Consider the following 15,420-nt stretch of genomic DNA (forward strand, 5'->3'; position numbering starts at 1 on the left):
GGCAAGCCAGCTCCCACCTTTGACCGAGTGCAAACGACACCCATCTATCTGATTCACAGAAATCCAAATGTGGGAGCGAGTGCAGCCGCCAGCACTGCACCGCTCTGCTTTTGCTTTTCTGTGGGAGCTGGCTTGCCTGCGATGCAGACAACTCGGTCTATCAGGCACACCCAGTCGATGCCATCGCAGGCAAGCCAGCTCCCACATTTGATTGAGTTCAGCTTCCAAGATCAGGTCGGCTATCAGGCCGCCTCGCCTTCGCTTTTGATCTAACCACTCAGGTCGGCTACTAGGCCGCCGTGCTGTAGATCTTGATCTTGATCTTAGGCGCCCCGTTAAACCACGCTGGCCGAACGCAGGTTTGAATCCGTGGGTAACCCGGCAGGACGCCGGGTTAGCCGTGTTGGGCCATGGATGGCCCGTCACGGCGGCCCACGGATTCAAGCCTTCGTTCGGGCACACCGAGCCTAAGCGAGGTGCCGAGTGGTGGGGCAAGAGCCCTTTGGTTACTTTGGGGCTTTTCCAAAGTGACCCGCTGTAAGAGCGGAACCCATAGCGGCCGTTACTCAAATAACGGATATACCCACCCCAACCACTACAACCCCTGACTCCCCCGAATCAAATCATAAGCCTTACGCGCAATCGGATTCGCCGTATTCGGCCGAATCCACAAGTAGTACGTAACCTCAGGCAAGCGCGGCAACCCATCCGTCTCCCCCAGCACCCGCATGTCCGGCCCCAACATCTCCATGCTGCGCGGCGTCACCCCCAACCCCGCGCGGGTCGCCGCCTTGATCCCAATCAAATTCGACGCCAGATACGCCTGCCGCCACGCAATGTTCGCCCGCTCCAGCGCCTCCAGCGCATACCGCCGATAAATACTCGGCTCATCCACCAGAATCAACGGCAACGGTTCACTCGGCTGGTGAATGTACTGCGCCGAACAAATCCACCACACCGGCGAAGTCCGCAACGCAAACCCCTCCAGATTCGGATCTGAACGCGTGGAAATCACCATGTCCACCTTGCCCCGATGCAAGTCATCCATCAAAAACGGACTACGCCCCACATCAATCTCCAAACGCAGGCGCGGTGCCGAGCGGGCGATGTGGCTGAGGATCGGCGGCAGGATCGTGTCAGCGATGTCATGCGGCGAACCAATGCGCAACACGCCACTCAAGCTGCTTTCACGCAGCGAATTCAACGCATCGTCATTGAGCGAGAGCATCTGCCGCGCATGCCGCAGCAGCTGCATACCCGGCTCGGTCAGCTGCTTCTGCCGCCCGCGCTTTTCAAACAGGCTCACGCCCACCTGCTGTTCCAGGCGCTGCATATGCTGAGTCACGGACGACTGGGTACGCGCCAGATACGTGCCGGCTCCGGCGAAGCTGTGGTGGTCAACCACGGCGATAAAGGTACGCAGCAACTCCAGGTCGAGTGTCGACATAGGCCATTTCCAAAGGCAGTTTTACATCAAGGGTATGAACTTAAACATTACAGATTTTAATGTGTTGTTGAAGCGGATTTTTACAAGGGCCAACAAATCAAGGGTTATGCCTGAATCAAAGGTCGCCCTTACACGGCGAGTTATAACGATATGAGATATTTGAATTTCCGTTGCTACCCCAGTCTCCCTAGCATGCCCCTCCATCAGGTCGGGGTACGCCGATCATTAGCCAGGGGGAAGTCCAATGATGTTCAAGAAGTGGTTGCCGGTGGCCCTGGGATCGATGATCGCCCTGGGCGCCAGTGTCGCGGCCCAGGCCGATGCCACGCTGGACAAAATCGAGCAGCGCCATGTGCTGGTGGTTGGCGTGCTGTTGTCCGGCGGGCCGTTTGGCAGCATTGATCCTGCCACGCAACAGCCCAAGGGCCTGAACGTCGACCTGGCCAACGAATTGGGCCGTCAGCTCAACGCCCAGGTGCAACTGGTGCCGGTGCTGCCCGCCAACCGCGTGCAATTCCTGCAGCAAGGCAAGGTTGACCTGCTGATCGCCAACATGGAGTGGACCGCCGAGCGCGGTGAAATCCTGGGCTTTGTGCCGACGCCGTTCTACCGCATCGGCGGCACCGCGGCGGTGCTTAAAGACAGCGCGATCACCCGCTGGGAAGACCTCAAGGGCCAGCCGGCGTGCACCTCCCAAGGCAGCAGCTACGTCAAGCCGCTGACCGAGTTCGGCGCACAGATCAAGGCGTTCAAGAGCTCGTCGGAATCGCTGCTGGCCCTGCGCGGCAACAACTGTGTGGCGGCGGTGCATGACTCCACGCTGATCAACCCGCTGATCAACGACAGCGCCGAATGGAAGGATTACCGCACCATCGGCCCTGAGCTTAACCCGGCGCCATCGGTGATCTGGACCCGTCGCGGCGAAGGCGACACCCAGGCCAAACTCGACCCGATCGTCAAGCAGCTGCACCGCAGCGGCTGGCTGATCGAGGCGCAGACCCGCAACCACATCAGCCCGGCATCGCCGGCGCTGGTAGAACTTCAACAACAGTTCAAGGGCGCCTGAGCATGCGGTTTAAAACCCTCACAGCACTCGGCCTGACCCTGTGCGCCGGCCTCGTCCACGCCGATGCCACCCTCGACAAAATCCAGCAACGCCATGCCATCAGCGTCGGCGTGATCCTCAGCGGCCCGCCGTTCGGCACCCTCGACCCCAAGACCGGCGAACACCTGGGTTACAACGTCGAACTGGCCAAAGGCATCGGCCAAGCGCTGGGTGTCGAGACCAAGACCGTCTCGGTGCTGGCGCCCAACCGTGTGCAGTTCCTGCAACAAGGCAAGGTCGACATCCTGATCGCTAACATGCAGTTCACCGAAGAGCGCGCCGAGATCCTCGACTACGTGCCCACCCCGTACGAAGAAGTCGGCGGCGCGGCGTTGATTCGCAAAGGTGCGGGCATCAAGCAATGGGCTGACCTGAAGGACAAGCCGGTGTGCGTGTCCCAGGGCAGTAACTTCATCAAGCCGCTGCAGGAGACCTACGGCGCGCAGATCAAGGCGTTCCGCAGCCAGTCCGAATCGCTGCTGTCGTTGCGCGGCAATGGTTGCGTGGCGGCGGTGCACGTCAGCCCGACCATGCATGCGCTGCTCAGCGATGCCGAGTGGGACGGCTATGAAATTCCGCTGCCGGGCGACCTGATTCCGTCCAAGTCGGTGATCTGGATTCGCAAGGGCGAACATGACACCCAGGCCAAGCTTGATGCCATCGTGCGCGACTGGCATAAAACCGGCTTCCTGATCGCCCTCGGCGAGCGCACCGGCATGGCGCCGTCCCAGGCTCTGCGTGACCTGCACGAGCAGTACAGCCATGAGTGAAACGCTATTCGCCACCTTGCAACAACTGCTCGGCGCCGGCCATGTACAAACCAGTGCTGAAGCGGCCCAGTACCTGACCGACAAGCAGGGCCGCTACACCGGTCAGGTGGTCGCGGCGGTGCACCCGGCCAACACCGACGAGGTGGCCGCGGTGGTGCGCGCCTGCGTGGCGTTGCAGGTGCCTGTGGTGGTGCAAGGCGGCAACACCGGCCTGATGGCCGGCGCCACGCCGGACGCCAGCGGGCGTTCGGTGCTGCTGTTGCTCGACCGCATGAACCGCGTGCGCCAGGTCGACACCGACAACGACACGCTCACCGTGGAAGCCGGCTGCATCCTGCAAAACATCCAGGCGGTGGCCCGCGAGGCCGATCGCCTGTTCCCGTTGAGCCTGGGCGCCGAGGGCAGTTGCACCATCGGCGGCAACCTGGGCACCAACGCCGGTGGCACCGCAGTGCTGCGTTACGGCAACACCCGCGAGCTGACCCTGGGCCTGGAAGTGGTGACCGCCGAAGGTGAGATCTGGCATGGCCTGCGCGGTTTGCGCAAGGACAACACCGGCTACGACCTGCGCGACTTGTACATCGGCAGCGAAGGCACGCTGGGAATTATCACCGCCGCGACCTTGAAGCTGTTCCCGCTGCCCAAGGCCCAGGCCACGGCGCTGTTGGCGTTTGACCAGTTGGCGCAGGCGGTGGCGTTCCTGTCCCATGCGCGTGCCGGGTTTGGCGCCAACCTGACGGCCTTCGAACTGCTGTCCGCCGATTGCCTGGCAGTGTTGCGCGAGCAGTTTCCGGACGGCCCGCAGCCGTTCAAAGCAGCACGCCAACCCTGGTTTGCCTTGATTGAGCTCTCTGATAATCAGGGCGAAGCGCACGCGCGGGAAGCCTTCGAGCACGTGCTGGGCGATGCCTTCGAACAGCAACTGATCAGCGATGCCCTGATCGCCGAAAGCCTGGCGCAAAGCGAGGCGCTGTGGCTGTTGCGCGAGAACATGAGCGAGGCGCAAAAGCGTGCCGGGCGCAACATGAAGCACGATATCTCGGTGCCGATTTCCCAAGTGGTGGCATTCGTCGCGCACACCGATGCGTTGCTGCAGCAGCATTTTCCGGGCGTGCGCAACTTCACCTTCGGCCACCTGGGCGATGGCAACCTGCATTACAACGTGGCGCATCCGCTGGGTTCGACGGTAGACGCACACATGGCGCATTACGCCCAATTGAGCGCGCTGGTGCATGACAGCGCCCATGCCCATGGCGGCTCGATCAGCGCCGAGCACGGCATCGGCCAGCGCAAGGTCGGCATGCTGGGGCGCTACAAAAGCCCGGTAGAGCTGGACCTGATGCGCCGCATCAAGCAGGCGCTGGACCCGCATAACCTGCTCAACCCCGGCAAAGTCCTTGAGGTGCAGCCATGACCGTACGCTTGTCCAAACGCGTGCAGCGCGTGTCGCTGTCGGCCAACGCGGCCGCCAAATCCCGCGCCACCGAATTGCGTGATGCAGGCCGCGATATCCTCGATCTCACCACCGGCGAGCCGGATTTTGATACGCCTGAGCACATCAAACAGGCCGCTTATGCCGCGATCGCCGCCGGCGCGACCAAGTACACGCCAACGCCAGGCGTGAAGGCCTTGCGCGTTGCGGTGCAGCGCAAGCTCGCCGAAGAAAACCACCTGGACTACCCGCTGGCGTCCATCGTGATCGCCAACGGCGCCAAGCAAATCATCTTCAATGCCTTCGCCGCCACCCTGGATGACGGCGATGAAGTGCTGGTGCCGACGCCGTATTGGCCGTCATTCCCGGACAGCGTGCGTTTCAACGGCGGCGTGCCGGTGTTCATCGAGTGCGGGCTGGAGCAGGGCTGCAAGTTGCTGCCGGCGCAGTTGCAACAGCACATCACTGAACGCACGCGCTGGCTGATTCTCAATGGCCCGGGCAACCCCAGCGGTGCGGTGTACAGCGAAACTGAATTACACGCGTTGGCCGCGGTGCTGCGTCGCCATCCCCACGTGCTGATCTTGCTGGATGAGCTGTACGAGCACATCCGTTTCGATGGTCGCCCGGCCCAGAGCTTGTTGAACCTCGCACCGGACTTGCAGGACCGCTGCCTGCTGGTGGGCGGTGTGTCCAAGACCTACGCCATGACTGGCTGGCGGATCGGCTTTGGCGCGGGGCCAACAACCCTGACTGACGCGATGGCGGTGGTGCAATCGCAATCCACTTCCGGCGCTTCATCGGTGGGGCAGGCGGCGGCATTGGCGGCCTATAACGGCGGGCTGGATTTCCTCGCCGAGCAGGTCGCGGCCTATCAATTGCGTCGGGATACGCTGGTTGCAGCGCTGAAAACCGTTGCAGGCCTGGACGTGCTCGAACCCCAGGGCGGCTTTTTCGTGTTCGTGCGCTGCGCCGGACTGCTGGGTTGTCATCGGCCGGACGGCCAGCGCATCGAAAACGACGGCGATGTGGTCGCCTGGCTGCTCGAAGAGGGCGTGGCCGGTGTGGCGGGCAGTGCCTACGGCTTGTCGCCGTGGTTTCGCTTGTCCATCGCCACCGCCACCGAGCATGTCGCAGAGGCGGGGCGGCGCATCGCGGCGGCCTGCAGGCAGTTGCGATGATGGAGGCGTTTGTCCATTGGGCTGCCGGCTTTGGCCTGAACTACAACTTCCTGCTGGACGCCTACCAGCGCGGCACGCTGGTCCAGGGCGCGCTGACCACCGGCTGGCTGTGCCTGTTCACGATCATCGGCAGCCTGCTGGCGGGCATCAGCCTGGCGGCCATGCTCACCTCGGGCAACCCTTGGCTGGCCAGGCCGGCGCGGGTGTTTGTCGAAGTCACGCGTAACACGCCAACGCTGGTGCAGTTGTACTGTGCGTTTCTGGTGTTGAACATGTTGCTGACCCAGGCGGTAGGCGCGGCCAACCCGCTGACCCCGTTCGCGTGGGTGGTGATTGTGATCTCCCTGCACAAGGGCGCGTTCCATGCCGAGGCCTTGCGCGCCGGCATCGAAGCAGTGCCCGCAGTCACCCTGGAAGCCGCCAGTTCCCTGGCCTTCAACAGACGCCAACTGTTGTGGAATGTGCAGTTGCCACTGGCACTGCGCTTTGCCCTGCCGTCGCTGATCAACAATCTGATCGACCTGGTGAAGATGACCGCTGTGGCGTCGGCCATTGCCGTGGGCGACATCACCTACGCCGCAATCATGATCTGGACCCAGAGCGACAACGTGCTGGAACTGATGATCCTGATCCTGAGCTTCTTCGGCCTGCTGAGTTTTACCGTCAATTGTGTGGGGCGCTGGCTGGAAGCGCGCCTGAGGATGCCCGGCTATGGCCATTGAATCATTTCCGGTGCTGTCGGCCTTGTGGCAGTGGTCACCGGCGCTGGTGGCAGGTTTTGGTCAGAACATCCTGATCAGCCTGTTGGCGATTGCCATCGGCTCGGCGCTTGGCCTGTTGATCGGCGCGTTGGCGTTATCGCCGCTGGGGTTTGTCGCGCGGCTGTGGGTGCAGGTGTTTCGCAATGCGCCCTGGCTGGTGCTGATCTACTTCACCACCTACGTGTTTCCGTTCGAGATTCATATCGGCAGCAGTTATGTGTCGTTCCCCGACTGGGTCAAGGTCACCATCGGCCTGGCTTTGCCGGCGAGTGCCAACGTGGCGGAGATCTTCCGGGGGGCCATCAGTTCGATCCCCAGCACGCAATGGGAAGCGGCGCGGTCGCTGGCGTTTACCCGTGGCCAGCTGTTTCGCTCGATCATCCTGCCGCAGTGTTTCAAGCGCATGTTGCCGCCCTGGATGAACCTCTACGCCGTGGTGACCATGGGCACTGCGCTGGCCTCACTGGTGGGCGTGCATGACGTGATCGACACCGCGCAGATCGCCAGCAACACCGTGAACCTGACCGGCTTTACCGTGGTGATCTACCTGAGCCTGCTGGTGCTGTTTTTTGCCTATTGCTACCCGATTTCCCGCCTGACCCAACACCTGGAGCGCCGTTATGCCTTCTATTGAACCCCTGGTGAGCCTGCGGGATATGCACCTGTCGTTCGGCAGTAATGCGGTGCTCAAGGGCATCGACCTGGAGGTGCATCGCGGCCAGGCCGTGTCGATCATCGGCCCGTCGGGCTCGGGCAAGTCGACGATCCTGCGTTGCATCACCGGGTTGTTGCAGCCGCAGCGTGGGACCATTCGCGTGGGTGAAACCCGCGTCGATACCTTGGCCCATGAAGCTCAGCGCATCGAGTTGCGCAAGCGCGTTGGCTTTGTGTTCCAGCAATACAACCTGTTCCCGCATTTATCGGTGCTGCAGAACCTGGTGATCGCCCCGCGCAAAGTGCTGGGCCGCAGCCGCGCCGACGCCGAAAAAGATGCGCGAGCGTTGCTGGCCAAGGTGCGCATGGAACACAAGGCCGACGCCTATCCCGGCCAGTTGTCCGGCGGTCAACAGCAGCGCGTGGCAATTGCCCGCGCCCTGGCGATGCGCCCGGAGTTGATCCTGTTCGATGAAGTGACCTCGGCACTCGACCCGGAAACCGTCGGCGAAGTGTTGACGGTGATCCGCGAGCTGACCGAAGAGGGCATGACCTGTGTGCTTGTCACCCACGAAATGCGCTTCGCCGAAGAAATCAGCGACCACGTGTACTTCACCGAAAACGGCGTGATTGTCGAGCACGGCAGCGCTGCACAGATCTTCCAGAGCCCGGCCAGCGTACGCACCCAGACGTTCCTGCGCCATGCCCTGGGCGATTCGGGGCGCCGTGGCCCCATCGCCCACGACCCGTACCTGTTGACCAATTTGAGCCGTTACAGCCTGTCCGTCTGATAAGAGGAAAACCGTCATGAGTAGCGAAAACCGTGCTGGCGTTATCGAAGCGTTCTTGCAGCACATCCGCGTCATCAATCAGCGCGGCGTAGACCGTGCGGCCCTGGTGGAAATCGTCGGCCTGCTGGAAACCCTGGCCGAGCGCCGCGACCTGTTCAACTTTGACGAATTCCCCGCGCCGGTGCCAGGGCAGGGCAGCACCGCGTTTCGCTATCGCCTGAATGACGACGGTGACACCCCGACGCTGTACCTCAACTCGCTGTTGCCGGGCAAAAGCACGATCCCTCACAACCATGAGACCTGGGCGATCATCAGCGCCATCGAGGGCCAGGAAATCAACTACGTCTACGCGCGCAATGACGAGGGCCGCGAGCCGGGGTTCACCACGTTGACACTGGAAAAAGAAGTGATCGTGCAGCCCGGTACGTCGATCTCGTTCCTGGGTGAAGACCTGCATGGCATCAAGGTTGAAGGCGAGCAGGCGACGTTGCACTTCCACCTCTACGGCTTGCCGCTGGAGTCGCTGAACGGCCGTTACGGCGTGGAAGCGGACGGGCGCATTCTCAATTACAACGCCTCGCAGATGGCGCCGTCGATCAAGGCTTATTCCTAAGCACGCCACCGATCAACTGTTCGGTGTTCATCCAGAGGTGTTCATGATTGACCTGTATTACTGGCCAACCGGCAACGGCCTGAAAGTCGGCATCCTGCTCGAAGAACTGGGCCTCGACTACCGCCTGCTGCCGGTGAACATCCGCGAAGGCGAGCAAAATACGGCGAGCTTCCAGCGCATCAGCGCCAACGGACGGATCCCGGCGATTGTCGATCATCGCCCTGAAGCGCCGCTGAGCCTGTTCGAATCCGGTGCGATCCTCAATTACCTGGCCGACGGCGCCGGGCAATTCCTGCCGCCGGCCGGTACTGCCGAGCGGCAAAAGGTGCAGGAGTGGCTGTTCTGGCAAGTCGGGCATATCACCCCGTACCTGAGCCAGTTGCAGGTGTTCAAGGAAAAGGCGCCGGCGCCGATTCCGTTCGCCCTCGACCTGCTGAATGCCGAAGCCACGCGCCTGTACCGCGTGCTGGAACAGCGCCTGGCCGAGGTGCCATTCGTGGCCGGTGAATACTCGGTGGCCGACATGGCGATCTTCCCGTGGATTCAACCATTGCGCCAAGGCCAGGACCTGGCGGACTACCCGCACATCCAGGCCTGGCGCCTGCGCATCAAAGCGCGGCCAGCGGTGCAGCGTGCCTATGCCAAAGGTCGCGAAGTCGCAGCGGGTGAGCGTTCGTTGGCGTTGCAGTAACTCTTTTCTTACTTTGTTGGGACTTCCATGAGCCAGACCATCACCCCTAGTCAACTGCAGCAATGGCTGTTCGACGGGCAGGAAATCGCCGTGTTCGACGTGCGCGAGCACGGGCAATACGGCGAAGCCCACCTGTTCCACGGGGTGAATTTGCCCTATAGCCGCCTGGAGCTGGAGGTCCGTCGCCTGGCGCCCAATCCTCAGGTGCGCCTGGTCATTTACGATCAGGACGGCGGCGAGGTGGCGGCGCGCGCGGCGGCGCGGTTGCACGCGCTTGGCTACAGCCGCGTGCAGGTGCTGGAAGGCGGCGCCCAGGGGTGGCAAGCAGCGGGCTTGCAGCTGTTTGCCGGGGTGCACGTGCCGTCCAAAGCCTTTGGCGAATTGGTCGAAGAGGCCAGCCACACGCCCCACGTCACCGCCCAGCAATTGGCCGAATGGCAGGCGCGTGGCGAGCCGTTGGTGGTGCTTGATGGGCGGCCGTTCGAGGAATACCGCAAGATGACCATTCCCGGTTCCATCTGCTGCCCGAATGGCGAGCTGGGGTATCGCGTGCATGATCTGGTGCCGGATGAGAGCACGCCGATTGTGGTCAACTGCGCCGGACGCACGCGCAGCATTATCGGCGCGCAGACGCTGATCAACCTCGGCTTGAAAAACCCGATCTATGCCCTGGAAAACGGCACCCAGGGCTGGTACCTGGAAGACTTTCAGCTGGAGCACGGCAGCACCCGGCGCTATGCCGAGCAGGTCAGCGGCGACTTGACCCGCCAGCGCCTGGCCGCGCGGCAGTTGGCCGAGCGGGCCGGCGTGGTGGATGTCTCGGCGGATCAGGTTCGAGGCTGGGCGGACGATGCGCAACGCAGCCTGTTCCTGTGCGACGTGCGCACCGCCCAAGAGTTTGCCGTCGGCAGCTTGCCGGGTTCCCAGCACACGCCGGGCGGGCAGTTGATCCAATCCACCGACCTGTACATCGGCGTGCGTCAGGCGCGCGTTGTGCTGGTGGACAGCGACGGCGTGCGTGCGCCGATTGTGGCCAGCTGGCTGCGCCAGCTGGGGCATGAGGCCTATGTGTTGAGCGGCGGTATCCACAGCGGCCTGGCCTTGCCGGTGCTGCAGCCGGTGGCGTATGAGCCACTGCCGTTGATCAGTGTTCAGGCACTGGCGCTGGCATTGAACGACGTCAACCTGATCGACCTGCGCCCGAGCATGGTGTATCGCAAAGGGCATATTGCCGGCTCGCAGTGGTCGATCCGCTCGTTGCTCAAAACCGATCATCGGCCCTTGGTGCTGGTGGCGGACGATCCGGCGGTGGCGGCCTTTGCTGCCGAAGGCTTGTCGGCAAGGCTGCTGGACGGCGGCTTCGCGGCCTGGGCAGCGGCCGGTTTACCGGTCAATGAGGGCCCGCAAACTTTGCCCGACGCACAGTGCATCGATTTCCTGTTTTTCACCCATGACCGTCACAGCGGCAACAAGGATGCCGCGCGCCAGTACCTGGCCTGGGAAATCGGCCTGTTGGCGCAGATGAGCGATGCCGAGATCGCCAGCCTCAAACCGCTGACGCCCGCCTCGCGGGTGCGCACGCGCTTGATCCACGCCGCGCGCACTGAAAAAGGCCACGGCGGCCGTGCCGTGAATGTACCGATCACGCGGTTGAGCACGGTGCTGTTCGATAACCTGGCGCAAATGCGCGACGCCCGTGCCCGGCGCGACAGCGAACGTGTGCTGAGCTACGGTGCGCGCGGCAATCCCACGGCCCATGCCCTGGAGGATCTGGTCACCGAGCTGGAAGGCGGCTATCGCACGCGGCTCTACGGCACTGGCCTGGCGGCAGCGGCTCAGGTGTTTTTGGCCTACCTGCGCCCCGGCGATCATGTCTTGATCACCGACGCCGTGTATTCGCCCGTGCGCAAACTGGCCCGCGAGTTTCTCCAGCCGTTTGGCATCGACGTCAGCTATTTCTCACCCGATGGCAAGGGATTGGAAGCGCAGCTGCAAGCCAACACCAAGCTGGTGTACGCCGAGGTGCCCGGTTCTTTGCTGTATGAATTGTGCGATTTGCCGGCGATTGCGGCGCTGTGTAAGCCGCGCAATATCCTGTTGGCCGTCGACAATACGTGGGGCTCGGGCTACCTGTACCGACCGCTGGCACTGGGCGCGGACATCTCGATCATGGCCCTGACCAAATACCTGGGCGGCCACAGCGACGTGATGATGGGCAGCGTCTGCACGACCGCTGCTGCCTGGCCGGCGTTGGGCAAAATGAGCGACACCTTTGGCAATGCGGTCAGCGCCGACGATGCCTACTTGATCCTGCGTGGCGCGCGCACCCTGGCTTCGCGCCTGGATGTGCACGAGCGCCAGGGCGTCGAAATTGCCCATTGGTTGCAGGCGCAACCGCAGGTCAGGCGCGTGTTCCATCCGGCGTTGGCGGAGCATCCAGGGCATGCGTTGTGGCGTCGGGATTTCAGCGGCAGCAATGGTCTGCTGTCGTTCGAACTGGCGAATGCGCACGCCGCTTACCTTGAGCGCTTTATCGATGGCTTGCAGTTGTTCGGCCTGGGTGCGTCGTGGGGCGGCTATGAAAGCCTGGTCACCGTGGCAGACACGCGCGACCGTGAAAGCGCGACCGACCGGGCCTTGAACCCGGTGGTGCGCTTGCATATCGGCTTGGAAGACGTGGCGGCGCTGATCGAGGATCTGCAGCGCGGCTTTGCCCTGGCAGGCTGAGTGAAGATCGCTCCCACGCAAGGTGGGAGCGATCCCTTTTATCAGTGCTTGACCGGCGTCGGCAGCGTCACCAGGCCGACGTAGCCGTCCCAGAACTTTTGCTGATCGACGCCAAATACCACCTTGGCTTTCTGCGTGCCAACCGGTGCACCTTTCTGGTAGCCCAGCGCACGGCCGTAGTCGGCGCCGAACGTTGCGTCCACATCCACCCACAATTCGCGGGACTCGGTGACGATGTCCGGGCTGACCAGGAACAGCGCCGGCAAGCTGTCCCAGGTGAAGCTGTGGTAGCTGGGGTCTTTGTCGAACAGCGGGCCGAACTCGTGCTTGTACAGGTCGGCAATCGCGCCTTTTTGCGCAACCACGCGCTGGTACACCGACTTGTCGAAGGTGACTTTCTCGCACACGTCATTCGGGAAAATCACGTGCTCAATGGGTGAGCGCAGGACGATCTTCGCCGCCTCCGGGTCGAACCACCAGTTGAATTCCGCCGCCGGTGTGGTGTTGCCCGGGATCTGGAACGCACCGCCCATGTACACGATGCGCTTGATCAGCGGCACGATGTCCGGCGCCGAGCGAATCGCCAGGGCGATATTGGTCAAGGGGCCGACGGCGAGGATCGTCACTTGATGGGGATTGGCGCGCACGCTTTGCACAATGAACTGCGCGGCGGTCTCGCTGCGCAGTTGGGTGTGCGTCGCCAGGCCATCCGGTGGCGCGATCAACTGCGAGGGCGAGGCCGGGCGCGGGTTTTTGAACGCGCCCGGCCAACCCGCGCCAAACAGCGCTTTCTCTGCCTCGTAAGTGGCGTAGTCATGCAGCAGCGGGTAGGCGGCGCCGGAGTAGACGCCGACCTCTTTTTCCACGCCCATGCGTTCCACGGCCTTGAGGGCATCGACCTGTTCCTGGTCGACCCAGGCGTTGCCGCTGACCAGGGTCATGCCCAGCAGCTCGATGCGTTTTTGCGCCTGCAGCTGGGCGAGCATGATAAAGGCCTGGCCGTCATCGTTGAGCACGTTGAAATCGGTGTCGAAGATGACTTTTTCCGCCGCGTGCGCGGTGCCGGCACACAGGCCGACCGCAACAAGCAGTGCACAGCTTTTAAACAAACCTTGCATGGTGATTCATCCGCAGAAATTGTTGTTGTTAACGGTTCACCAGTTTCGCCGGCAAGGCGATGACCAGGAAGCTGCTGAGGATCAGGCAGCCGGCGAAAAACCACAAGGCGCCCGCGCTGCTGCCGGTGACGTCGATGGCCACGCCCATCAGCGAGTTGCTCACCAGGCCGGCGATGTTCGCCACCGAGCAGGCGAGGGCAAAGCCGGTGGCTGCTGCGGTGCCCTTGAGAAAGGTTGCCGGCAGGCTGAAAAATACCGGCACGGCGCCGATGATCGCGGCCGAGGCGATGGCGAACAGCACCACCGTGGCCACCACGTTATGGGTAAAGAATGTGCTGGTGGCCATGGCGGCCGCACCGACCAGGAACGGCACAATAATGTGCCAGCGGCGTTCGCGATGTTTGTCGGAGCTGGCGCCGATCAACAGCATGCCGAGCAAGGCCGCCACGCTGGGTAATGCAGTCAGCATGCCGATATGGAACGTGTCGGTAATCCCGGCGTTGCGGATGAACGTCGGCATCCAGAACCCCATGGCGTAGGCGCTGAGCAGGATCGAGAAGTCGATACCGCCGAGCATCCACACTTTGAGGTTGAAGAAACCGTCGCGGAAGCTGTGCTTGCTGCCGGTGGCATCGGCTTCGTCCTTGCGCAGCTCACTTTCGAGCAGGGCCTTGTCGTCGTCCGACAGCCATTTGGCTTGCTGGAAAGTATTGGGCAGCGCCCAGAAAGTCAGCACGCCGAGCAAAACGCTGGGCACCGCTTCGATCAGGAACAGCCATTGCCAGCCGCGCAGGCCACCCAGGTTGTCGAAGTGGCTCATGACCCAGCCGGACAACGGGCCGCCGATCACGCTGGACAGCGGCAGCCCGATCATGAACAGCGCGATGATGCGTCCGCGCCGATGCGTCGGGAACCAGGTGGTCAGGTAATACAACACACCCGGCAAAAACCCGGCTTCGGCGGCGCCGAGCAGAAAGCGCAGGATGTAGAACTGCGTGGTGGAGGTGACCAGCATGGTACAGGCCGAGAGCAGGCCCCAGGTGATCATGATGCGCGCGATCCAGATTTTTGCGCCAACCCGTTCCAACACCAGGTTGCTGGGCACTTCAAAGATGATGTAGCCGACGAAAAACAAGCCGGCGCCAAGGCCGAACGCGGTTTCGCTGAAGTGCAGCTGGTCGAGCATCTGCAGTTTGGCGAAGCCGATGTTGATGCGGTCCAGGTAAGCGGCCAGGTAGCAGAAACACAGAAACGGAATCAGCTTCCAGGTGATCTTGTGGTAGAGCGTGGTGACGGGGTCGGCGACGGTGGTCGCGGGCGCTGCATTCGCAATGGGCATTGGGGTGTCTCCTGGCGGTGACTTATGGTTTTTATACAGCCGCTTTTGTTCCAGCACTTCGGAGTGCTGTAAAAGCGACTTCCAAAGGCAGTGTCAGAAGACTGAGATTTCCCTGGTTTGGCATTCACCTGTGGCGAGCGAGCTTGTGTGGGAGCTGGCTTGCCTGCGATGGCATCGGCGCGGTGTAACTGATACACCGCAGCGCCTGCATCGCGGGCAAGCCCGGCTCCCACAGGGATCGGCTTCTACAGATGGATGCATTCCAAGTCCATACCTCAGTTTTTTCAAGACCGCGCTCTATGGTGCAGTTCTTAATAACGTCTTATTGCTCCCTGAACTTGCTCATCGCCTCCTGCTTGCTCACCACGTCGCCATACTTGCTGTCGATGTCGAACAGGTTGGCTTCGTGGGGCGCCGGGTGTCGGTCGCCGACGCATTCGCGCACGACGATGGTGCGAAACCCGTGTTGCACCGCATCCACCGCCGTGGCGCGAATGCAGCCGCTGGTGGAGCAGCCGGCCAGTACCACGGTGTCGATGCCTTGAGCGTGCAGCATCGGGGCCAGGCTGCTGCCGAAAAAGGCGCTGGCGTACTGCTTGGTGATCACCACTTCATCGTCCTGGGGCAGCACCTCGGCGCAGAACGCCGCCAGTGGATTGCCCTCGACCATGTCTTTCATCACCGGGGCTTTCTTGACCCAGATGCCGCCATCGGCGAAATGGCCGCGATGGTAGCGGATATTGGTGTGCACCACCGCAATCCCATGCTGGCGCGCAGTGGCCAGCAACTCG

General features: G+C 62.4%; 14 protein-coding genes and 1 pseudogene. 11 read left to right on the forward strand and 4 right to left on the reverse strand.

What is annotated here, in order from left to right:
• Nucleotides 1–273 (forward strand): annotated as a pseudogene (locus AACV02_RS15265) (hypothetical protein); the annotation flags it as partial.
• A gap of 322 nt (nucleotides 274–595) precedes the next feature.
• Here the strand turns inward: AACV02_RS15265 and AACV02_RS15270 are convergent.
• A complete protein-coding gene (locus AACV02_RS15270; protein ID WP_106577939.1) occupies nucleotides 596–1,447 on the reverse strand; it encodes a LysR substrate-binding domain-containing protein in 852 nt (283 codons plus the stop codon).
• 244 nt (nucleotides 1,448–1,691) lie between these two features.
• On the opposite strand from AACV02_RS15270, the gene AACV02_RS15275 reads away from it, so the two are divergent.
• The 10 genes from AACV02_RS15275 to metC are packed head-to-tail and all read left to right on the forward strand — an operon-like array spanning nucleotide 1,692 to nucleotide 12,172.
• Nucleotides 1,692–2,513, forward strand: a complete 822-nt coding sequence (locus AACV02_RS15275) for a transporter substrate-binding domain-containing protein (RefSeq protein WP_119735304.1) — start codon at nucleotides 1,692–1,694, stop codon at nucleotides 2,511–2,513.
• Between the two features lie 2 nt (nucleotides 2,514–2,515).
• Entirely contained in the window at nucleotides 2,516–3,322 is an 807-nt protein-coding gene (locus tag AACV02_RS15280) for a transporter substrate-binding domain-containing protein (protein ID WP_106577941.1), read from the forward strand.
• Nucleotides 3,315–4,736 carry an FAD-binding oxidoreductase gene (locus AACV02_RS15285; protein WP_119735305.1) on the forward strand — a complete coding sequence of 474 codons (1,422 nt, stop codon included), beginning with the start codon at nucleotides 3,315–3,317 and terminating at the stop codon, nucleotides 4,734–4,736. Before AACV02_RS15280 ends, AACV02_RS15285 begins: the two co-directional genes overlap by 8 nt.
• Nucleotides 4,733–5,935: an aminotransferase class I/II-fold pyridoxal phosphate-dependent enzyme gene (locus AACV02_RS15290; RefSeq protein WP_119735306.1), complete on the forward strand. Its 1,203-nt coding sequence runs from the start codon at nucleotides 4,733–4,735 to the stop codon at nucleotides 5,933–5,935. Before AACV02_RS15285 ends, AACV02_RS15290 begins: the two co-directional genes overlap by 4 nt.
• Nucleotides 5,932–6,657 (forward strand): amino acid ABC transporter permease, encoded by a 726-nt coding sequence (locus tag AACV02_RS15295; RefSeq protein ID WP_106577944.1) that lies wholly within the window; start codon nucleotides 5,932–5,934, stop codon nucleotides 6,655–6,657. The genes AACV02_RS15290 and AACV02_RS15295 overlap by 4 nt, the downstream gene beginning before the upstream one ends.
• Complete coding sequence (locus AACV02_RS15300) at nucleotides 6,647–7,330, forward strand: amino acid ABC transporter permease (RefSeq protein ID WP_119735307.1); 684 nt, start codon at nucleotides 6,647–6,649, stop codon at nucleotides 7,328–7,330. Before AACV02_RS15295 ends, AACV02_RS15300 begins: the two co-directional genes overlap by 11 nt.
• Entirely contained in the window at nucleotides 7,317–8,141 is an 825-nt protein-coding gene (locus AACV02_RS15305) for an amino acid ABC transporter ATP-binding protein (protein WP_119735308.1), read from the forward strand. Before AACV02_RS15300 ends, AACV02_RS15305 begins: the two co-directional genes overlap by 14 nt.
• A 16-nt stretch (nucleotides 8,142–8,157) precedes the next feature.
• Nucleotides 8,158–8,754 carry a cysteine dioxygenase family protein gene (locus AACV02_RS15310; RefSeq protein ID WP_119735309.1) on the forward strand — a complete coding sequence of 199 codons (597 nt, stop codon included), beginning with the start codon at nucleotides 8,158–8,160 and terminating at the stop codon, nucleotides 8,752–8,754.
• 43 nt (nucleotides 8,755–8,797) lie between these two features.
• The gene (locus AACV02_RS15315; protein ID WP_119735310.1) at nucleotides 8,798–9,445 is read left to right on the forward strand and encodes a glutathione S-transferase family protein; all 648 of its coding nucleotides are present in this window, start codon (nucleotides 8,798–8,800) and stop codon (nucleotides 9,443–9,445) included.
• 27 nt (nucleotides 9,446–9,472) lie between these two features.
• Entirely contained in the window at nucleotides 9,473–12,172 is a 2,700-nt protein-coding gene (gene metC / locus AACV02_RS15320) for a cystathionine beta-lyase (protein ID WP_119735311.1), read from the forward strand.
• A 41-nt stretch (nucleotides 12,173–12,213) separates the two neighbouring features.
• On the opposite strand, the gene AACV02_RS15325 is transcribed toward metC, so the two are convergent.
• The 3 genes from AACV02_RS15325 to AACV02_RS15335 form a co-directional block, all read right to left on the reverse strand.
• Entirely contained in the window at nucleotides 12,214–13,290 is a 1,077-nt protein-coding gene (locus AACV02_RS15325; RefSeq protein ID WP_119735312.1) for a nucleoside hydrolase, read from the reverse strand.
• Between the two features lie 28 nt (nucleotides 13,291–13,318).
• Nucleotides 13,319–14,629 carry an MFS transporter gene (locus AACV02_RS15330; protein ID WP_119735313.1) on the reverse strand — a complete coding sequence of 437 codons (1,311 nt, stop codon included), beginning with the start codon at nucleotides 14,627–14,629 and terminating at the stop codon, nucleotides 13,319–13,321.
• A 322-nt stretch (nucleotides 14,630–14,951) separates the two neighbouring features.
• Nucleotides 14,952–15,420: isochorismatase family protein (locus tag AACV02_RS15335; RefSeq protein WP_119735315.1), on the reverse strand; the 469-nt coding region annotated here is incomplete at its 5' end.

This window comes from Pseudomonas sp. Larv2_ips (assembly GCF_963879675.1).
Lineage (GTDB): Bacteria > Pseudomonadota > Gammaproteobacteria > Pseudomonadales > Pseudomonadaceae > Aquipseudomonas.